Annotated in this window: 13 protein-coding genes and 2 pseudogenes; 10 read left to right on the top strand and 5 right to left on the bottom strand. The window is 72.3% G+C overall.

What is annotated here, in order from left to right:
• Window positions 1-11: 11 nt before the first annotated feature.
• From LRS07_RS10000 to LRS07_RS09955, 10 genes and pseudogenes are all read left to right on the top strand, one after another.
• Window positions 12-626: a DUF2059 domain-containing protein gene (locus tag LRS07_RS10000; protein WP_260501771.1), complete on the top strand. Its 615-nt coding sequence runs from the start codon at window positions 12-14 to the stop codon at window positions 624-626.
• Window positions 627-630: 4 nt separating this feature from the next.
• Entirely contained in the window at window positions 631-1740 is a 1110-nt protein-coding gene (gene serC, locus LRS07_RS09995) for a 3-phosphoserine/phosphohydroxythreonine transaminase (protein ID WP_260501770.1), read from the top strand.
• Complete coding sequence (gene pheA / locus LRS07_RS09990; protein ID WP_260501769.1) at window positions 1733-2827, top strand: prephenate dehydratase; 1095 nt, start codon at window positions 1733-1735, stop codon at window positions 2825-2827. Before serC ends, pheA begins: the two co-directional genes overlap by 8 nt.
• Before the next feature lie 92 nt (window positions 2828-2919).
• Window positions 2920-3804, top strand: coding sequence for a prephenate dehydrogenase (locus LRS07_RS09985; RefSeq protein ID WP_260501768.1), 885 nt, complete (start codon window positions 2920-2922; stop codon window positions 3802-3804).
• 24 nt (window positions 3805-3828) lie between these two features.
• Window positions 3829-5846, top strand: a pseudogene (locus LRS07_RS09980) (bifunctional 3-phosphoshikimate 1-carboxyvinyltransferase/cytidylate kinase).
• A gap of 201 nt (window positions 5847-6047) precedes the next feature.
• Window positions 6048-7757 (top strand): 30S ribosomal protein S1, encoded by a 1710-nt coding sequence (rpsA, locus tag LRS07_RS09975; RefSeq protein ID WP_260501766.1) that lies wholly within the window; start codon window positions 6048-6050, stop codon window positions 7755-7757.
• 173 nt (window positions 7758-7930) lie between these two features.
• Window positions 7931-8210: pseudogene (locus LRS07_RS09970) on the top strand (integration host factor subunit beta); the annotation flags it as partial.
• 172 nt (window positions 8211-8382) lie between these two features.
• The gene (locus tag LRS07_RS09965; RefSeq protein WP_260501765.1) at window positions 8383-8712 is read left to right on the top strand and encodes a LapA family protein; all 330 of its coding nucleotides are present in this window, start codon (window positions 8383-8385) and stop codon (window positions 8710-8712) included.
• Window positions 8713-8715: 3 nt separating this feature from the next.
• Window positions 8716-9864 (top strand): lipopolysaccharide assembly protein LapB, encoded by a 1149-nt coding sequence (lapB, locus tag LRS07_RS09960; RefSeq protein ID WP_260501764.1) that lies wholly within the window; start codon window positions 8716-8718, stop codon window positions 9862-9864.
• Between the two features lie 148 nt (window positions 9865-10012).
• Window positions 10013-10960 carry a UDP-glucuronic acid decarboxylase family protein gene (locus LRS07_RS09955; RefSeq protein WP_260501763.1) on the top strand — a complete coding sequence of 316 codons (948 nt, stop codon included), beginning with the start codon at window positions 10013-10015 and terminating at the stop codon, window positions 10958-10960.
• Here the strand turns inward: LRS07_RS09955 and waaC are convergent.
• Genes waaC through LRS07_RS09930 form a run of 5 tightly spaced genes read right to left on the bottom strand, consistent with a single transcriptional unit; the run spans window position 10910 to window position 14469 of the window.
• On the bottom strand, window positions 10910-11698 hold the full coding sequence (gene waaC, locus LRS07_RS09950) for a lipopolysaccharide heptosyltransferase I (RefSeq protein WP_260501762.1): 789 nt from the start codon (window positions 11696-11698) through the stop codon (window positions 10910-10912). The two genes, LRS07_RS09955 and waaC, sit on opposite strands and share 51 nt — an antisense overlap.
• Window positions 11629-11919, bottom strand: a complete 291-nt coding sequence (locus tag LRS07_RS09945; RefSeq protein WP_260501761.1) for a hypothetical protein — start codon at window positions 11917-11919, stop codon at window positions 11629-11631. Before LRS07_RS09945 ends, waaC begins: the two co-directional genes overlap by 70 nt.
• Window positions 11916-12578, bottom strand: a complete 663-nt coding sequence (locus tag LRS07_RS09940) for a DUF4254 domain-containing protein (protein WP_260501760.1) — start codon at window positions 12576-12578, stop codon at window positions 11916-11918. Before LRS07_RS09940 ends, LRS07_RS09945 begins: the two co-directional genes overlap by 4 nt.
• A 14-nt stretch (window positions 12579-12592) precedes the next feature.
• Complete coding sequence (gene waaF, locus LRS07_RS09935) at window positions 12593-13636, bottom strand: lipopolysaccharide heptosyltransferase II (RefSeq protein WP_260501759.1); 1044 nt, start codon at window positions 13634-13636, stop codon at window positions 12593-12595.
• A complete protein-coding gene (locus LRS07_RS09930; protein WP_260501758.1) occupies window positions 13633-14469 on the bottom strand; it encodes a glycosyltransferase family 2 protein in 837 nt (278 codons plus the stop codon). Before LRS07_RS09930 ends, waaF begins: the two co-directional genes overlap by 4 nt.
• Window positions 14470-14474: the final 5 nt, after the last annotated feature.

Raw genomic sequence — 14474 nt, 5'->3', positions numbered from 1 at the left:
AGGAGTACCTCTTGAAGATCCATCCCGTGTCGCGCGCCGTCTGGCGTGGCGTGGCCCTCGCCGGCCTGCTGACCCTGCCCCTGGCCGCCGCGGCCCAGTCCGCTCCCGCCGAGGGCGGTGCCAAGAAGGAGCTGGCGCAGCGGGTGGTCAAGGGCCAGTTGCCGGCGATCGAGGCGCTGGGCCAGAGCCTGGCCGAGCAGCCGGCCGCGCAGCTCGGCCAGCGTGCCGGCCAGGTGCTGCAGGCGGTGCCGCCGGACAAGCGCGAGGCGCTGGCGCGCGAGATGCAGGCCGACATCCGCAAGTACGTCGAGGAGACGGCGCCGCAGGTGCGCGAGCGTGCGGCGAAGCTGGCTCCTGGCATCCTCGGCCCGCTGCTGGAGGAGCGCTTCAGCGAGGACGAGCTGAAGCAGCTCGCCACCTGGCTGGAGTCGCCCATCTTCCGCAAGTACCAGCAGATGCTGCCCGAGGCCCAGCGGTCGTTGACGGAGAAGCTGGTGGCCGAGGCGCGCCCGGTGGTCGAGCCCAAGGTGCGCGCGCTGGAGCAGTCGCTGGACAAGCGGCTGCGGGCGGCGGTGCCGGCGTCCGGCGCGGCCTCTTCCCCGGCCCAGGCCCCGGCCAAGAAGTGAGGTCATGACCCGGCCGTACAACTTTTCGCCCGGGCCGGCCGCGCTGCCGGAAGCCGTGCTGCAGCGCTGCGCGGCCGAGATGCTCGATTGGCGGGGCAGCGGCATGGGCGTGATGGAAATGAGCCATCGCGGCAAGGAGTTCCTCGCCATCCACGCGGCGGCCAAGCAGCACATCCGCGACCTGCTGCAGGTGCCGGACGACGTCCACATCCTGTTCCTGCAGGGTGGCGCGTTGGCCGAGAACGCCATCGTGCCGATGAACCTGTCGCAGGGCGGCGAGGTCGACGTGGTGGTCACCGGCTCCTGGTCGGTGAAGTCGCGCGCCGAGGCCCGCTGCTACGCCGACGTGCACACCGCCGCCAGCAACGAGGCCGACGGGCACACCACCCTGCCGCCCGCCGCGACCTGGCGGCTGCGCGAGGGCGCGGCGTACGTGCACGTCTGCAGCAACGAGACCATCCACGGCGTGGAGATGCACGAACTGCCCGACCTGAAGGCGCTGGGCTGCGACGCGCCGCTGGTGGCCGACATCTCCTCGCACATGGCGTCCCGGCCGATCGATTGGTCGCGGCTCGGGCTGGCCTTCGGCGGCGCGCAGAAGAACGTCGGGCCGGCCGGTGTCACGCTGGTCTTCGTGCGCGACCACCTGCTCGGCCGTGCGCTGGACATCTGCCCCTCGGCCTTCGACTTCAAGACCGTGGCGGCCAACGACTCGATGTTCAACACGCCGCCGACCTGGGCCATCTACGTCACCGGGCTGGTGTTCGAGTGGCTGCACGGCGTCGAGTACGCCGGCCTGCGCGGCCTGGCCGCCGTCGAGCGGCGCAACGCCGACAAGGCAGCGCTGCTCTACCGCTTCATCGACGGCTCCGGCGGCTTCTACCGCAACCCGGTGGCGGCCGACGCCCGCTCGCGCATGAACGTGCCCTTCTTCCTGCAGGACGAACGGCTGAACGAACCGTTCCTGGCCGAGGCCAAGTCACGCGGCCTGCTGCAGCTGAAGGGCCACAAGTCGGTGGGCGGCATGCGCGCCTCCCTCTACAACGCCATGCCGCTGGAAGGCGTGCAGGCCCTGGTCGACCACATGAAGGACTTCGCCGCCCGCCATGGCTGACACGCCGCCTCCCCTGGCCGCCCTGCGCGAACAGATCGACGCCGTCGACCGCGAGGTGCTCGCGCTGCTCAACCGCCGCGCCGGACTGGCGCAGGCGGTGGGCGAGATCAAGAAGCAGGAGGGCTCGGTGGTCTTCCGGCCCGAGCGCGAAGCCCAGGTCATCGACGGGCTGAAGGCGGCCAACGGCGGTCCGCTGAAGACCGAGAGCGTGGCGCCGATCTGGCGCGAGATCATGTCCGCCTGCCGGGCGCTGGAGACGCCCACCCGCGTCGCCTACCTGGGCCCGGCCGGCACCTTCAGCGAGCAGGCGGCGCTGGGCTACTTCGGCTCGTCGATCGCCAAGGTGCCCTGCGTCAGCATCGACGAGGTGTTCCGCAGCACCAGCGCCGGCGCGGCGGACTTCGGCGTGGTGCCGGTGGAAAACTCGACCGAAGGCGTCATCGCCCGCTCGCTCGACCTCTTCCTCACCGAGCCGCTGTTCATCATCGGCGAGACCAGCCTGGCGGTGCGCCACAACCTGCTGCGCACCGAGACCTCGCTGCACGGCATCCAGGCGGTGTGCGCGCATCCGCAGGCGCTGGCGCAGTGCCACGGCTGGCTGTCCAACCACCTGCCCGCGGTCGAGCGCCGGCCGGTGTCGAGCAATGCCGAAGGCGCGCGGCTGGCCTCGCTGGACCCGTCGCTGGCGGCCATCGCCAGCGAACGCGCCGGCGCGGAGTTCGGCCTGCACATCGTCGCGCCCGCCATCCAGGACGACGCGCACAACCGAACCCGCTTCGTCATCGTCACCCACCCCGACCGGCACCCGCGGCCGGGGGCCTCCGGCCACGACTGCACCAGCCTCGTGGTCTCGGTGACCAACCGTCCCGGCGCGGTGCACGACATGCTGGTGCCGCTGAAGGCGCACGGCGTGTCGATGTCGCGCTTCGAGTCGCGGCCGGCCCGTTCCGGCCAGTGGGAGTACTACTTCTACATCGACCTGCAGGGCCACCCGGACCAGCCGCACGTGGCCGCCGCGCTGAAGGAACTGCGCGCCGTCTGCGCCTTCTTCAAGCTGCTCGGCACCTATCCCCTGGACGTGCACTGATGTCGGCCCCCACGCTCACTCCGTTCGCTGCCCCCCAAAGGGAGCTGGCCGGCCTTGGGGCGGCCCGGCGACCGGCCGGTCGCGTTGGCCTGATGTTCAATCAACTCGGGTTGATCGGCTGCGGCCTCATGGGCGGCTCCTTCGCGCTGGCCTTGAAGCGCGCCGGGCTGGTCAAGCGCGTGGTCGGCTACAGCAAGTCGCCGTCCACCACCGAGCGGGCGCGCAAGCTGGGCGTGATCGACGTCGTCGCCGAGTCCGCGCTGCTGGCGGTCGCCGGCTCGGACATCGTGCTCATCGCCGTGCCGGTGGCGGCCAGCGAGTCCACCTTCAAGGCCATCCGCCACCTCGTCGAGCCGGGCGTGCTGTTCATGGACGTGGGCAGCACCAAGCGCGAGGTGGTCGACGCCGCCCGCCGGGTGCTGAAGGACCGGGTCACCAGCTTCGTGCCGGCGCACCCGATCGCCGGCAAGGAGGTGGCCGGCATCGACCACGCCGACGCGCAGCTCTACCAGGGCCGGCAGGTCATCCTGACGCCGCTGCCGCAGACCGACGCCGCGCTGGTGCAGAAGGCCACCGACGCCTGGTCCGCCGTCGGCTCCCAGGTGCTGAAGATGACGCCGGAGAACCACGACGCCGCGTTCGCCGCCGTCAGCCACCTGCCGCACCTGCTGGCCTTCGCCTTCTTCGGCGCGGTGGCGCGGCAGCCGGCGGGCCGCGACTTCCTGTCGCTGGCCGGCCCCGGCTTCCGCGACTTCACCCGCATCGCCGCCAGCGAGCCGACGGTGTGGCGCGACATCCTGCTGTCCAACCGGGAGGAGGTGCTGAAGCAGTCGCAGCGCTTCCGCCACGCGCTGGACGCGCTGGAGCACGTCATGCGCTCGGGCAATGCCGAGGCGCTGGAGGAGATGATCCGTCAGGCGTCGCAGGACCGCGCCGACTGGCAGATGAACGCGCCGCGCCATGGCGGGCCGCGCTGACCGCCCCTGTCGACGGTTGACCCGATGTATTCGATTCCCTTCCTCGACCTGCCGCCGCTGCGCGCGCCGGCGGCACGGTGCAGCTGCCGGGCAGCAAGAGCATCTCCAACCGCGCGCTGCTGCTGGCGGCCTTCGCCGACGGCCGCACCCGGCTGCACGACCTGCTGGAGTCCGACGACACCCAGGTGATGCTCGACGCGCTGCGCACCCTGGGCTGCGAGGTGGTGCGCGAAGCCGGCGGCACGGTCGCCGTCAGCGGCCTCGGCGGCCGGCTGGCGGTGCGCGAGGGGCGCATCTTCCTCGGCAACTCCGGCACCTCGGCGCGCTCGCTCACCGCCGCGCTGGCGCTGCTGGCCAGCGCGCAGGGCGGCCGCTTCGAGCTCTACGGCGTGCCACGCATGCACGAGCGGCCGATCGGCGACCTGGTCAATGCGCTGCGGCCACTGGGCTGCGCCATCCGCGACCTCGGCCAGCCGGGCTTCCCGCCGCTGGAACTGGGCGACGGCCGGCCGCATTCGCTGTCGCTGCGCGCGCCGATCCGCGTGCGCGGCGACGTCTCCAGCCAGTTCCTCACCGGCCTGCTGCTGTCGCTGCCGCTGGTCAGCACCGACCACGACATCGTCGTCGAGGTGGACGGCGAGCTCATCTCCAAACCCTACATTGCCATCACGCTCGACTTCCTGCGCCGCTTCGGCGTCGAAGTGCGCGAAGAAGGCTGGCAGCGCTTCACCCTCCCCGCCGGCAGCCGGCTGCGCTCGCCCGGCGAGGTGCACGTGGAGGGCGACGCCTCGTCGGCCTCCTACTTCGTCGCGCTCGGCGCGCTGGCGGCCGACGCACACGACCCGGTGGTCATCCGCGGCATCGGACGGCGCAGCATCCAGGGCGACGTGCGCTTCCTCGACGCCGCCGCCGCCATGGGCGCGGCCGTCGGCCTGCACGACCACCACGTCGAGGTGCACCGCGGCGCCTGGCCGCTGAAGGCGGTGACGCTGGACTGCAACCACATCCCCGACGCCGCCATGACGCTGGCGGTGATGGCGCTGTACGCCGACGGCACGACGCGGCTGACCAACATCGGCAGCTGGCGGGTGAAGGAAACCGACCGCATCGCCGCCATGGCCACCGAACTGCGCAAGCTCGGCGCCGCGGTGGACGAAGGCGCGGACTGGATCGCCGTCACCCCGCCGGCGCAGTGGCGCCGCGCCGCCATCCACACCTACGACGACCACCGCGTGGCGATGTGCCTGTCGCTGGCCGCCTTCAACGGCCTCGGCGGCCGTTCGCCCGGACTGCCGGTGCGCATCCTCGACCCACGCTGCGTGGCGAAGACCTTCCCCGACTACTTCGAGACGCTGTTCGGCCTTGCGCGGGCCAACACCGCCGACATCCCGGTGATCACCATCGACGGGCCCACCGCGTCCGGCAAGGGCACGCTGGCCAGCGCGGTGGCGGCGGCGCTGGGCTGGCACACGCTGGATTCCGGATCGCTCTACCGGGTGACCGCGCTGGCCGCGCTGCGCGCCGGCGTGGCGGCGGACGACCCGTCCGGCCTGGCGGCGGTGGCCCGCGGGCTGTCGCTGCGCTTCGCCGGCACCCGGCTGTGGCTGGACGGCGAGGACGTCACCGACCGGCTGCGCGACGAGGCGGTGGGCAGCCTCGCCTCTCGCATCTCCGCCTACCCGCCGGTGCGGCAGGCGCTGAACGACCTGCAGCTCGGGCACCGGCGCCTGCCGGGGCTCGTCGCCGACGGCCGCGACATGGGCACCGTCATCTTCCCGGACGCGCCGCTGAAGGTGTTCCTCACCGCCAGCGCGGCGCAACGGGCCGAGCGGCGGCACCGCCAATTGCTGGACAAGGGGCAGGCTGCTAGAATCGCCGACCTCCGTGCCGACCTGGAGGCGCGCGACGAGCGGGACCGCAACCGCACCGTCGCCCCCTTGAAGCCGGCCGAGGACGCGGTGCTGCTCGACAACTCCGCCCAGACCATCGAGGAATCGGTGGCCACGGTGCTGGGTTGGTGGGCGCAGCGCAACCCTTTCTGAACTTGCCCGTGCGCCCGGCAGCGCGCGGAGCGGGTCCGGCAAGGGCGGGCCCGGCCGGGCGCTCGACGAGGCCACTCACGAGCCCGGCGCCTTGGGCGTCGACCGTCGGTTGACGTCGCATTCGGCCGGTTCTGACCAACCAACCGCAGCCGCCCGGCTGCATGCCCCGCCGGCCGCCAACCGGCACCAGGAAACCCCTCCATGCCCGATACCCAAACCGCCACCCAGGGCGGCGAATCCTTTGCCGCCCTGTTCGAAGACAGCTTGAAGCGCAACGACATGCGCGCCGGCGAGGTCATCTCCGCCGAAGTCGTCCGCGTCGAGCACAGCTTCGTGGTGGTCAACGCCGGCCTGAAGAGCGAGGCCTACATCCCGATCGACGAGTTCAAGAACGACCAGGGCGAACTCGAGGTCCAGGTCGGCGACTTCGTCTCGGTGGCCATCGACGCCTTCGAGAACGGCTACGGCGACACCATCCTGTCGCGCGACAAGGCCAAGCGCCTGGCCTCCTGGCTGAGCCTGGAGAACGCGCTAGAGTCCGGCGAATTCGTCACCGGCACCGTCTCCGGCAAGGTCAAGGGCGGCCTGACCGTCCTCGTCAACGGCATCCGCGCCTTCCTCCCCGGCTCGCTGATCGATACCCGTCCGGTCAAGGACCTGACGCCGTACGAAGGCAAGACGATGGAGTTCAAGGTCATCAAGCTCGACCGCAAGCGCAACAACGTCGTGTTGTCGCGCCGCGCGGTGGTCGAGGCCTCGATGGGCGAAGAGCGCGCCAAGCTGCTGGAGACGCTGACCGAAGGCGCCATCGTGCACGGCGTGGTGAAGAACATCACCGAGTACGGCGCCTTCGTCGACCTCGGCGGCATCGACGGCCTGCTGCACATCACCGACATGGCCTGGCGCCGCGTGCGCCACCCGACGGAGGTGGTGCAGGTGGGCCAGGAACTGAGCGCCAAGGTGCTGAAGTTCGACGCCGAGAAGAACCGCGTCTCGCTGGGCATCAAGCAGTTGGGCGACGACCCGTGGCACGGCGTGTCGCGCCGCTACCCCAACGGCACGCGCCTGTTCGGCAAGATCACCAACATCGCCGACTACGGCGCGTTCGTCGAGATCGAGCCCGGCATCGAAGGCCTGGTCCACGTCTCCGAGATGGACTGGACCAACAAAAACGTCGCGCCCGCCAAGGTGGTCTCCCTCGGCGAGGAAGTCGAGGTCATGGTGCTGGAGATCGACGAGGACAAGCGCCGCATCTCGCTGGGCATGAAGCAGTGCAAGCCGAACCCCTGGGAGGAGTTCGCGGCCAACGTGCACCGCGGCGACCGCGTCAAGGGCCCGGTCAAGTCGATCACCGACTTCGGCGTCTTCGTCGGCCTGTCGGCCGGCATCGACGGCCTGGTGCACCTGTCCGACCTGTCCTGGCACGAGCCGGGCGAGCAGGCCGTGCGCAACTACAAGAAGGGCCAGGAAGTCGAGGCCCTGGTGCTGGCCATCGACGTCGAGCGCGAGCGCATCAGCCTGGGCATCAAGCAGCTGGACGGTGACCCGTTCGCCACCTTCACCACCTTGAACGACCGTGGCGCCCTCGTCAACGGCACCGTCAAGTCGGTGGACCCGCGCGGCGCCGAGATCCAGCTCACGCCGGACGTGACCGGCTACCTGCGGGCGTCCGAGATCAGCCGCGACCGCGTGGAAGACGCGCGCAACGTGCTGAAGGAAGGCGACGAGGTCAACGCCATGATCATCAACGTCGACCGCAAGCTGCGCTCGATCCAGCTGTCGATCAAGGCCAAGGACAACGTCGAGCAGCAGGAAGCCATGCAGCGCCTGTCGCAGAGCAACGAGCGCGAGAACGCGGGCACCACTTCGCTGGGCGCCCTGCTCCGCGCCAAGCTCGACAACAAGGAGTGAGTGGGGCCCCCGGCCGCCTAGCGGCCGCCCCCCGAGGGGGCCACCCAACGCGACCGGGAGCCCCGGATCGCGTCGGGCCCCTCGGTCAGCACCGCGCTCCCCTGACCGCCTGCGGCGGTCTGTCCCCCCGGGGATGGAGCGCTGTTCGTTGCTCTGTGTTCTAGGCGTCGCTCATGACCCGCTCCGATCTGGTGGACAAGCTGGCCGAGCGCTTCGGCCAGCTCACGCACCGCGACACCGAGTTCGCGGTCAAGACCATCCTGGACGCGATGTCGGACGCGCTGGCGCGCGGCCACCGCATCGAGATCCGCGGCTTCGGCAGCTTCTCGATCAACCGGCGGCCGCCACGCGTGGGCCGCAACCCGCGCTCGGGCCACCAGGTGGTGATCCCGGAGAAGCTCGTGCCCCACTTCAAGCCCGGCAAGGCGCTGCGCGAAGAGGTGGACGCCCGGGTGCCGGCCGACCCGCCGGTGGACCAGCCGGCCCCCCGAAGCCGACGACACGGCGGTGGCGGCCTGACGTCACCGCGCCCTCCGACACCCTTCCAGCGGCCGCCCATGCGGCCGCTTTTTCATGCCCGCCACGCCGCAGGGCCACCTCTAGAATGGCGCGGCCCCACCCTCCCATGCGCTTCTTCGTCTGGCTCTTCCGGGCCTTCATCTTCTTCGCCCTGTTCGCCTTCGCGCTGAACAACCAGCAGCCGGCGGCGGTGAGCTGGTTCTTCGGTTACGAATGGCGTGCGCCGATGGTGATCATCGTGCTGGTCGCGTTCGGCGCCGGTTGCGCCTTCGGCGTGCTCGCCATGGTGCCCAGCTGGTGGCGGCACCGGCGCGTCGCGCGTCGCCACACGCCGGTGGAGCTGCCGCCCGGCAAGGCCGTGCCGGCGGCCGCCAACAGCGCCGCGCCGTCCGACTTCGGGCCCGAGCTGCCGCACCCGCCGCGCGACGGGCTCTGACCGGTGGATTTCGATCTTCAGTGGCTGCTGTGGGGCCTGCCGGTGGCCTTCGGCCTCGGCTGGCTGGCCTCGCGCCTGGACATCCGCCAGTGGAAGCGCGAGCAGCAGGAATCGCCGCGCGCCTACTTCAAGGGGCTGAACCTGCTGCTCAACGAGCAGCAGGACAAGGCCATCGACGCCTTCATCGAGGCGGTGCAGCACGACCCCGGCAGCTCCGACCTGCACTTCGCGCTCGGCAACCTCTTCCGCCGTCGCGGCGAGTTCGAACGCGCGGTGCGTGTGCACGAGCACCTGCTGCAGCGCGCCGACCTGGGCGCCGCCGAGCGACAGCGCGCGCAGTACGCGCTGGCGCAGGACTTCATGAAGGCCGGCCTCTTCGACCGGGCGCAGGCGGCCTTCGAATCGCTGGACGGCACGCCCTTCGAGACCGAAGCCCGGCTGGCGCTGCTCGGGCTGCACGAGCGCGCCCGCGACTGGCATGCGGCGGCCGACGTGGCGGCACGGCTGGAACGCAGCGGCACCGGTTCGTTCGCGCAGCGCATCGCGCACCACCACTGCGAGATGGCGCTGCAGGCCGATGACCAGGGCCGTGCCGACGAGGCCGAGGCGGCGCTGGCCAAGGCACGCGAGATCGCCCCCGCGGCGCCCCGCCCCTGGCTGCAGACCGGCCAGCGGGCCTTCGCCGCCGGCCGGCACGCCGAGGCGCTGCGGGCCTGGAACGAACTGCGGCGCCGCGCCCCCCATGCCTTCGCGCTGGTGGCGCAGGACCATGCGCGCGCGGCCCTGGCGGCCGACCAGGTCGACGCGGCGCGGCAGACGCTACAGCAGGCCTACCAGGAGCAGCCGTCGACCGACCTGCTGCGGGCGATCGCGCTGCTCGACCCGGCCCCGGCCGAGCGCCGCCAGCGCCTGGCCGTCCACCTGCAGCAGCACCCGACGCTGGGCGCCGCGGCCGAACTGCTGGCCGAGCCGCCGCAGGACTGGGCCGAAGGCGCCGTGGTCGGCCTCAAGCAGGCGGTGACGCGCGCCGCCCGGCCGCTGCAGCGCTACCGCTGCGCCGCCTGCGGCTTCGAGGCACAGCACCACTTCTGGCAGTGCCCCGGCTGCCTGAGCTGGGACAGCTACCCGCCGCAGCGGGTCGAGGAGCAATAGCGAGAAGACGGCGCGCCATTTGCCATCGGCGTGTGATGAACACCGATGTGTCGATGCACTGGCGCGGGCCGAGCGCCGGGCCGCTCCCAAGCCGGCCCGCGATCCCCTCGGGGGATCGGTCGGCGTACTCGACGACCGAGGGGCTCCCATGATCGAACGGCTCCTGGTCACCGGCGGCGCCGGCTTCCTCGGCTCGCACCTGTGCGACCGCCTCGTCGACGCCGGCCACGACGTGCTGTGCGTCGACAACTTCTTCACCGGCAGCCGGCGCAACGTGGCCCACCTGCTGCGGCGGTCCAACTTCGAGCTGATGCGGCACGACGTGACCTTCCCGCTGTACGTGGAGGTCGACCGCATCTTCAACCTGGCCTGCCCGGCCAGCCCGGTGCACTACCAGCACGACCCGGTGCAGACCACCAAGACCAGCGTGCACGGCGCCATCAACATGCTCGGCCTGGCCAAGCGGGTGAAGGCGCGCATCCTGCAGGCGTCGACCAGCGAGGTCTACGGCGACCCCGAGCAGCACCCGCAGACCGAGGCCTACTGGGGTCGCGTCAACCCGATCGGCCTGCGCTCCTGCTACGACGAGGGCAAGCGCTGCGCCGAGACGCTGTTCTTCGACTACCACCGCCAGCACCGGCTGGACGTGAAGGTGGCGCGCATCTTCAACACCTACGGCCCGCGCATGCAGCCCGACGACGGCCGGGTGGTGAGCAACTTCATCATGCAGGCGCTGAAGGGCGAGGACATCACCATCTACGGCGACGGCCGGCAGACGCGCAGCTTCTGCTACGTCGACGACCTGATCGGCGGCCTGCTGGCGCTGATGGACTCGCCCGACGGCTTAACCGGCCCGGTGAACCTGGGCAACCCCGGCGAGTTCACCATGCTCGAACTGGCCGAGAAGGTGCTGAACCTGGTCGGCGGCCGCTCGCGCATCGCCTTCCACCCCCTGCCGCAGGACGACCCGCGGCAGCGGCGACCGGACATCACGCTCGCCCGCGCAGAGTTGAACTGGGCACCCAGGGTGGGGCTGGACGACGGACTACGCGAGACGGTCGACTACTTCCGCCGCACCTGGCTCGACGCCGCCTGAGGCCACGTCACCGCGCCGCCACAGGTCCTGCACCGCGGCCATCACCGCCTCCACCGTCGGCGGCTGGCCTTTGCCGCCGAGGCTGATCGTCGGGCCCTCGCCGGTCAGGCCGTTCTTCCAGACGTGCTGGTCGCCGTAGATGCCCACCGTCGGCCGGCCCAGCGCCACCGCCAGGTGGGCCAGCCCGGTGTCCAGCGAGACCACCAGGCGCGCGCCGGCCAGCGTGGCCGCCACCCGGTCCAGCGGCTGCAGCGGCGGCAGCAGGCCGTTGCAGGCGGCGACCAGCCGCTCGGCCATCTCGCGCTCGGCCGCGTTGCCCCAGAACACCCACGGCTGCACGCCCTGGGACGACAGCCAGCGCGCCACCGCGATCCAGCCGTCCATCGGCCACAGCGCCTGCGGGCGGCTGGAGGCGGGCATCAGCACGGCGTAGGGCCGGTCAGGCGCCGCCGTCGGCGCGGGCGGCTGCAGGCCGAAGCGCGGCGGCCCGGCGGGCACCGGGTACCCGACCAGCGCCGCCGTCAGGGCTCGGTAGCGCGCCACCGACCGCAGCCGCTGCGGCACGGCCGCGGTGTGGCGGTAGGCCAGCGCGGCCAGCGGCTCGCGCACGCTGGCGCGGTCGAAGCCGCCCACCGGCGCGCCGGCCTGCCGCGCCCACAGCGCGCTCTTCACCAGCCCCTGCAGGTCGATCGCCAGGTCGAAGCGCTGGGCCTGCAGGTCCCGCCGCAGCGCGGCCATGGCCTGCCAGGTGGCGCGCTGGTGCAGCGTGCGGCGCCACTGCCGCCAGGCCAGGGGTGCACCCGGGCGACGCCAGGGTGCAGCCGCACGATGGGCGCGAAGGGCGCTTCCACCAGCCAGTGCACCTCGACGCCCGGCCGCGCCACGTGAAGGTCGGCGACCACCGGCAGCGCGTGCACCACGTCGCCCATCGAGCTGGTCTTGACCAGCAACAGCTTCATGTCCGGGGCCGCTCAGCCGCCAGCACCGGGTTGAACGCCGGGTCGTTGTACATCTTGAACTGCCGGTAGACCTTGAAGCCGGCGCGGCCGGCACGGCAGTCGGCGAGCAGTTCGTCGAAGCAGCCGCCGAGGTCGGCGCGCTGCTCCTCCAGCCGGGCCAGGCGCGTGCGGCTGAGCCGGCGGTGCGCCTCGTCGACATCGCCGCGTTCGCACTGCCGGCGCATCGCCCGGCACTTCAGCGCCAGGATGGAAAGGCGGTCGACGATGCTGCCCGCGGTCTCGCTGTTCAGCCGGGCACCGGGCGGCAGGCGGGCCGTCGGCGCATCGCTGCGCGCCGAGGCCGCGTCGACCAGGCCCAGCGCCAGCAGCAGCCATTCGTCCACCCGCTCGGTGGCGTCGTTGCGCGCCTGGTTGTGGCGGTCGATGGCGCGCTTGTTGGCGGCGATCTCCCGGTCGTCGACGGTGGTGCGGCGCGACAGGTCTTCCTCGTCCCACAGCAGCGCGTTGTGCCGGTGGTTCAGGGCGATCCAGTGCCAGACGCCGTCCTCGCCCGCTTCGTCCTCCCCGGCCGGCCAGCCGGGACGCGACAGCCGCGCGTCGTGCAGCGCGATCACCGCCGCGGCGACGGGCAACAGGGACGGGTCGGTCGCGACGCTCATGGGGAGAGTGCAGCTCAGGCCGCGCGGGCGGCGGGGTCCTGCAGCAGCGGCCAGAAGCGTTCCCAGGCCATGTCGACGCCCAGCGTGCGCAGGCAGTCGTGGTGGCCCAGCGGGCACACCCGCTGTTGGCAGGGCGCGCACGGCAGGTGAAGCCACAGCACCTGCGCCCGTGGCGACGCCGGCGGCGTGTGCCGCGGGTCGGTGGGCCCGTAGAAGGCCACCAGCGGCCGGCCGAGCGCCGCGGCCACGTGCATCAGGCCGGAGTCGTTGCTGGCCACCGCCTGCGCGCCGGCGATGAACAGCAGCGCGTCGTCCAGCGTGGTGGCGCCGGCCAGGTTGAGCGCCTGCGGCGCCAGCGCCACGATCTCGTCGGCCGTCGCGCGGTCCTTGGGCGAGCCGAGCAGCAGCACCTGCAGGCCGGGCCGCTCGCGCTGCGCCCGCTGCGCCAGCGCGGCGAAGTGCTCCGGCGGCCAGCGCTTGGCCGGGCCGAACTCGGCCCCCGGCGCGAAGGCCACCCACGGCCGGTCGACGGCGATGCCGTGCGCCGCGCACAGCGCGGGCAGCTTGGCGAGGTCGACCTTGAGGCGCGGTTCGGGCAACCGCTGCGCCGGCAGCCGGCGCACCGGTGCGTCCGCCAGCGCGGTGTAGAACTCGGCCATCGGCCGCGGGGCCTTCGGGTCGTCGTGGTGGACGACGTTGACCAGCCCATAGCGCCATTCCCCGCGGTAGCCGATGCGCCGCGGGATGCCGGCCAGGAACGGCACCAGCGCCGACTTCAGCGAATTGGGCAGCACGTAGGCGGCGTCGTACCCGCGCCCGCGCAGCCGCCGCGCCAGCGCCCGACGCTCGCGCCACTGCAGGCGGCCGTGGCCGAGGTGGGCCTCGACCACTTCGGCCACCTCCTCCGCGGCGCGCCACACCGGCGCCACCCAGGGCGGCGCCAGCACGTCGATGCGGGCCTGCGGCATCTGCCGGCGCAGCAGCTGCAGCAGCGGCTGCGCCATCACGGCATCGCCGATCCAGTTGGGCGAGACGACGAGCAGCCGCGGCGGGTTCATCGGCGCTCCACGGCCGGCGGCACCGGCGGCAGGCGGTCGCCCTCGCCCAGCCACAGCTTCAGGTAGCGGTAGTAGGTCGTCTCGGCGTTGTGCACCGCCAGCACGAAGCCGAGGCGGCCGTCGCGGAAGCCGCGCCGCAGCACGAAGGTGCGCAGGAAGGCCCAGAGGCCATGGGCCACCGCGCGGCCCAGCCCGCCCTGGCGCCCTCGTGCCGCGAGGTCGCGCGCGCGGCCGCTGGAGTAGCGGTTCATCTTGTCGATGGCGTCTTCGAGGCTGGCCATGGTGTCGTGCAGCAGTTCGCCGCCGGACAGGCGTTCGACCGGCCCGTCGACGGTCAGGCGCTCGTGGACGAGGTCGGCGGTGAAGCGGGCACGGTCGCGCCTGACCAGTCGCAGCACGAGGTCGGGGTACCAGCCGCTGGCGCGCATCCATTGGCCGCAGAAGGCGGACAGCCGCGACAACTCGTAGCCCGCGGGACCGGCCCCGTCGGCGGGCGCCTGCACCACCCGTCGCACCGCCTCGGCCAACCCGTCGTCCAGCCATTCGTCGGCGTCCAGGCTGAGCACCCAGCGGCCGTGCGCGGCGTCCAGGGCGCGCTGCTTCTGCGGACCGAAGCCCGGCCAGTCGGTGGTCTCGACGACGGTGGCGCCGTGCGCGCGGGCGATGTCGGGGGTGCCGTCGGTGCTGCCCGAATCGACGACGATCACCTCGTCGGCCAACGCCACCGACTGCAGGCAGCGGCCCAGCCGCGGCGCCTCGTTGCGGGTGATGACGATGACCGAGAGCAGGACGGGCGACCGGGGTTCGGGGGCGGGCGGCCGGGGGTCGCGCATGAGGC

Origin of the sequence: Aquabacterium sp. J223, assembly GCF_024666615.1 — a bacterium.
GTDB lineage: Bacteria > Pseudomonadota > Gammaproteobacteria > Burkholderiales > Burkholderiaceae_C > J223.
Note: the sequence above shows the minus strand (reverse complement) of the source record. Positions and strands in the feature narration are given on the sequence as shown.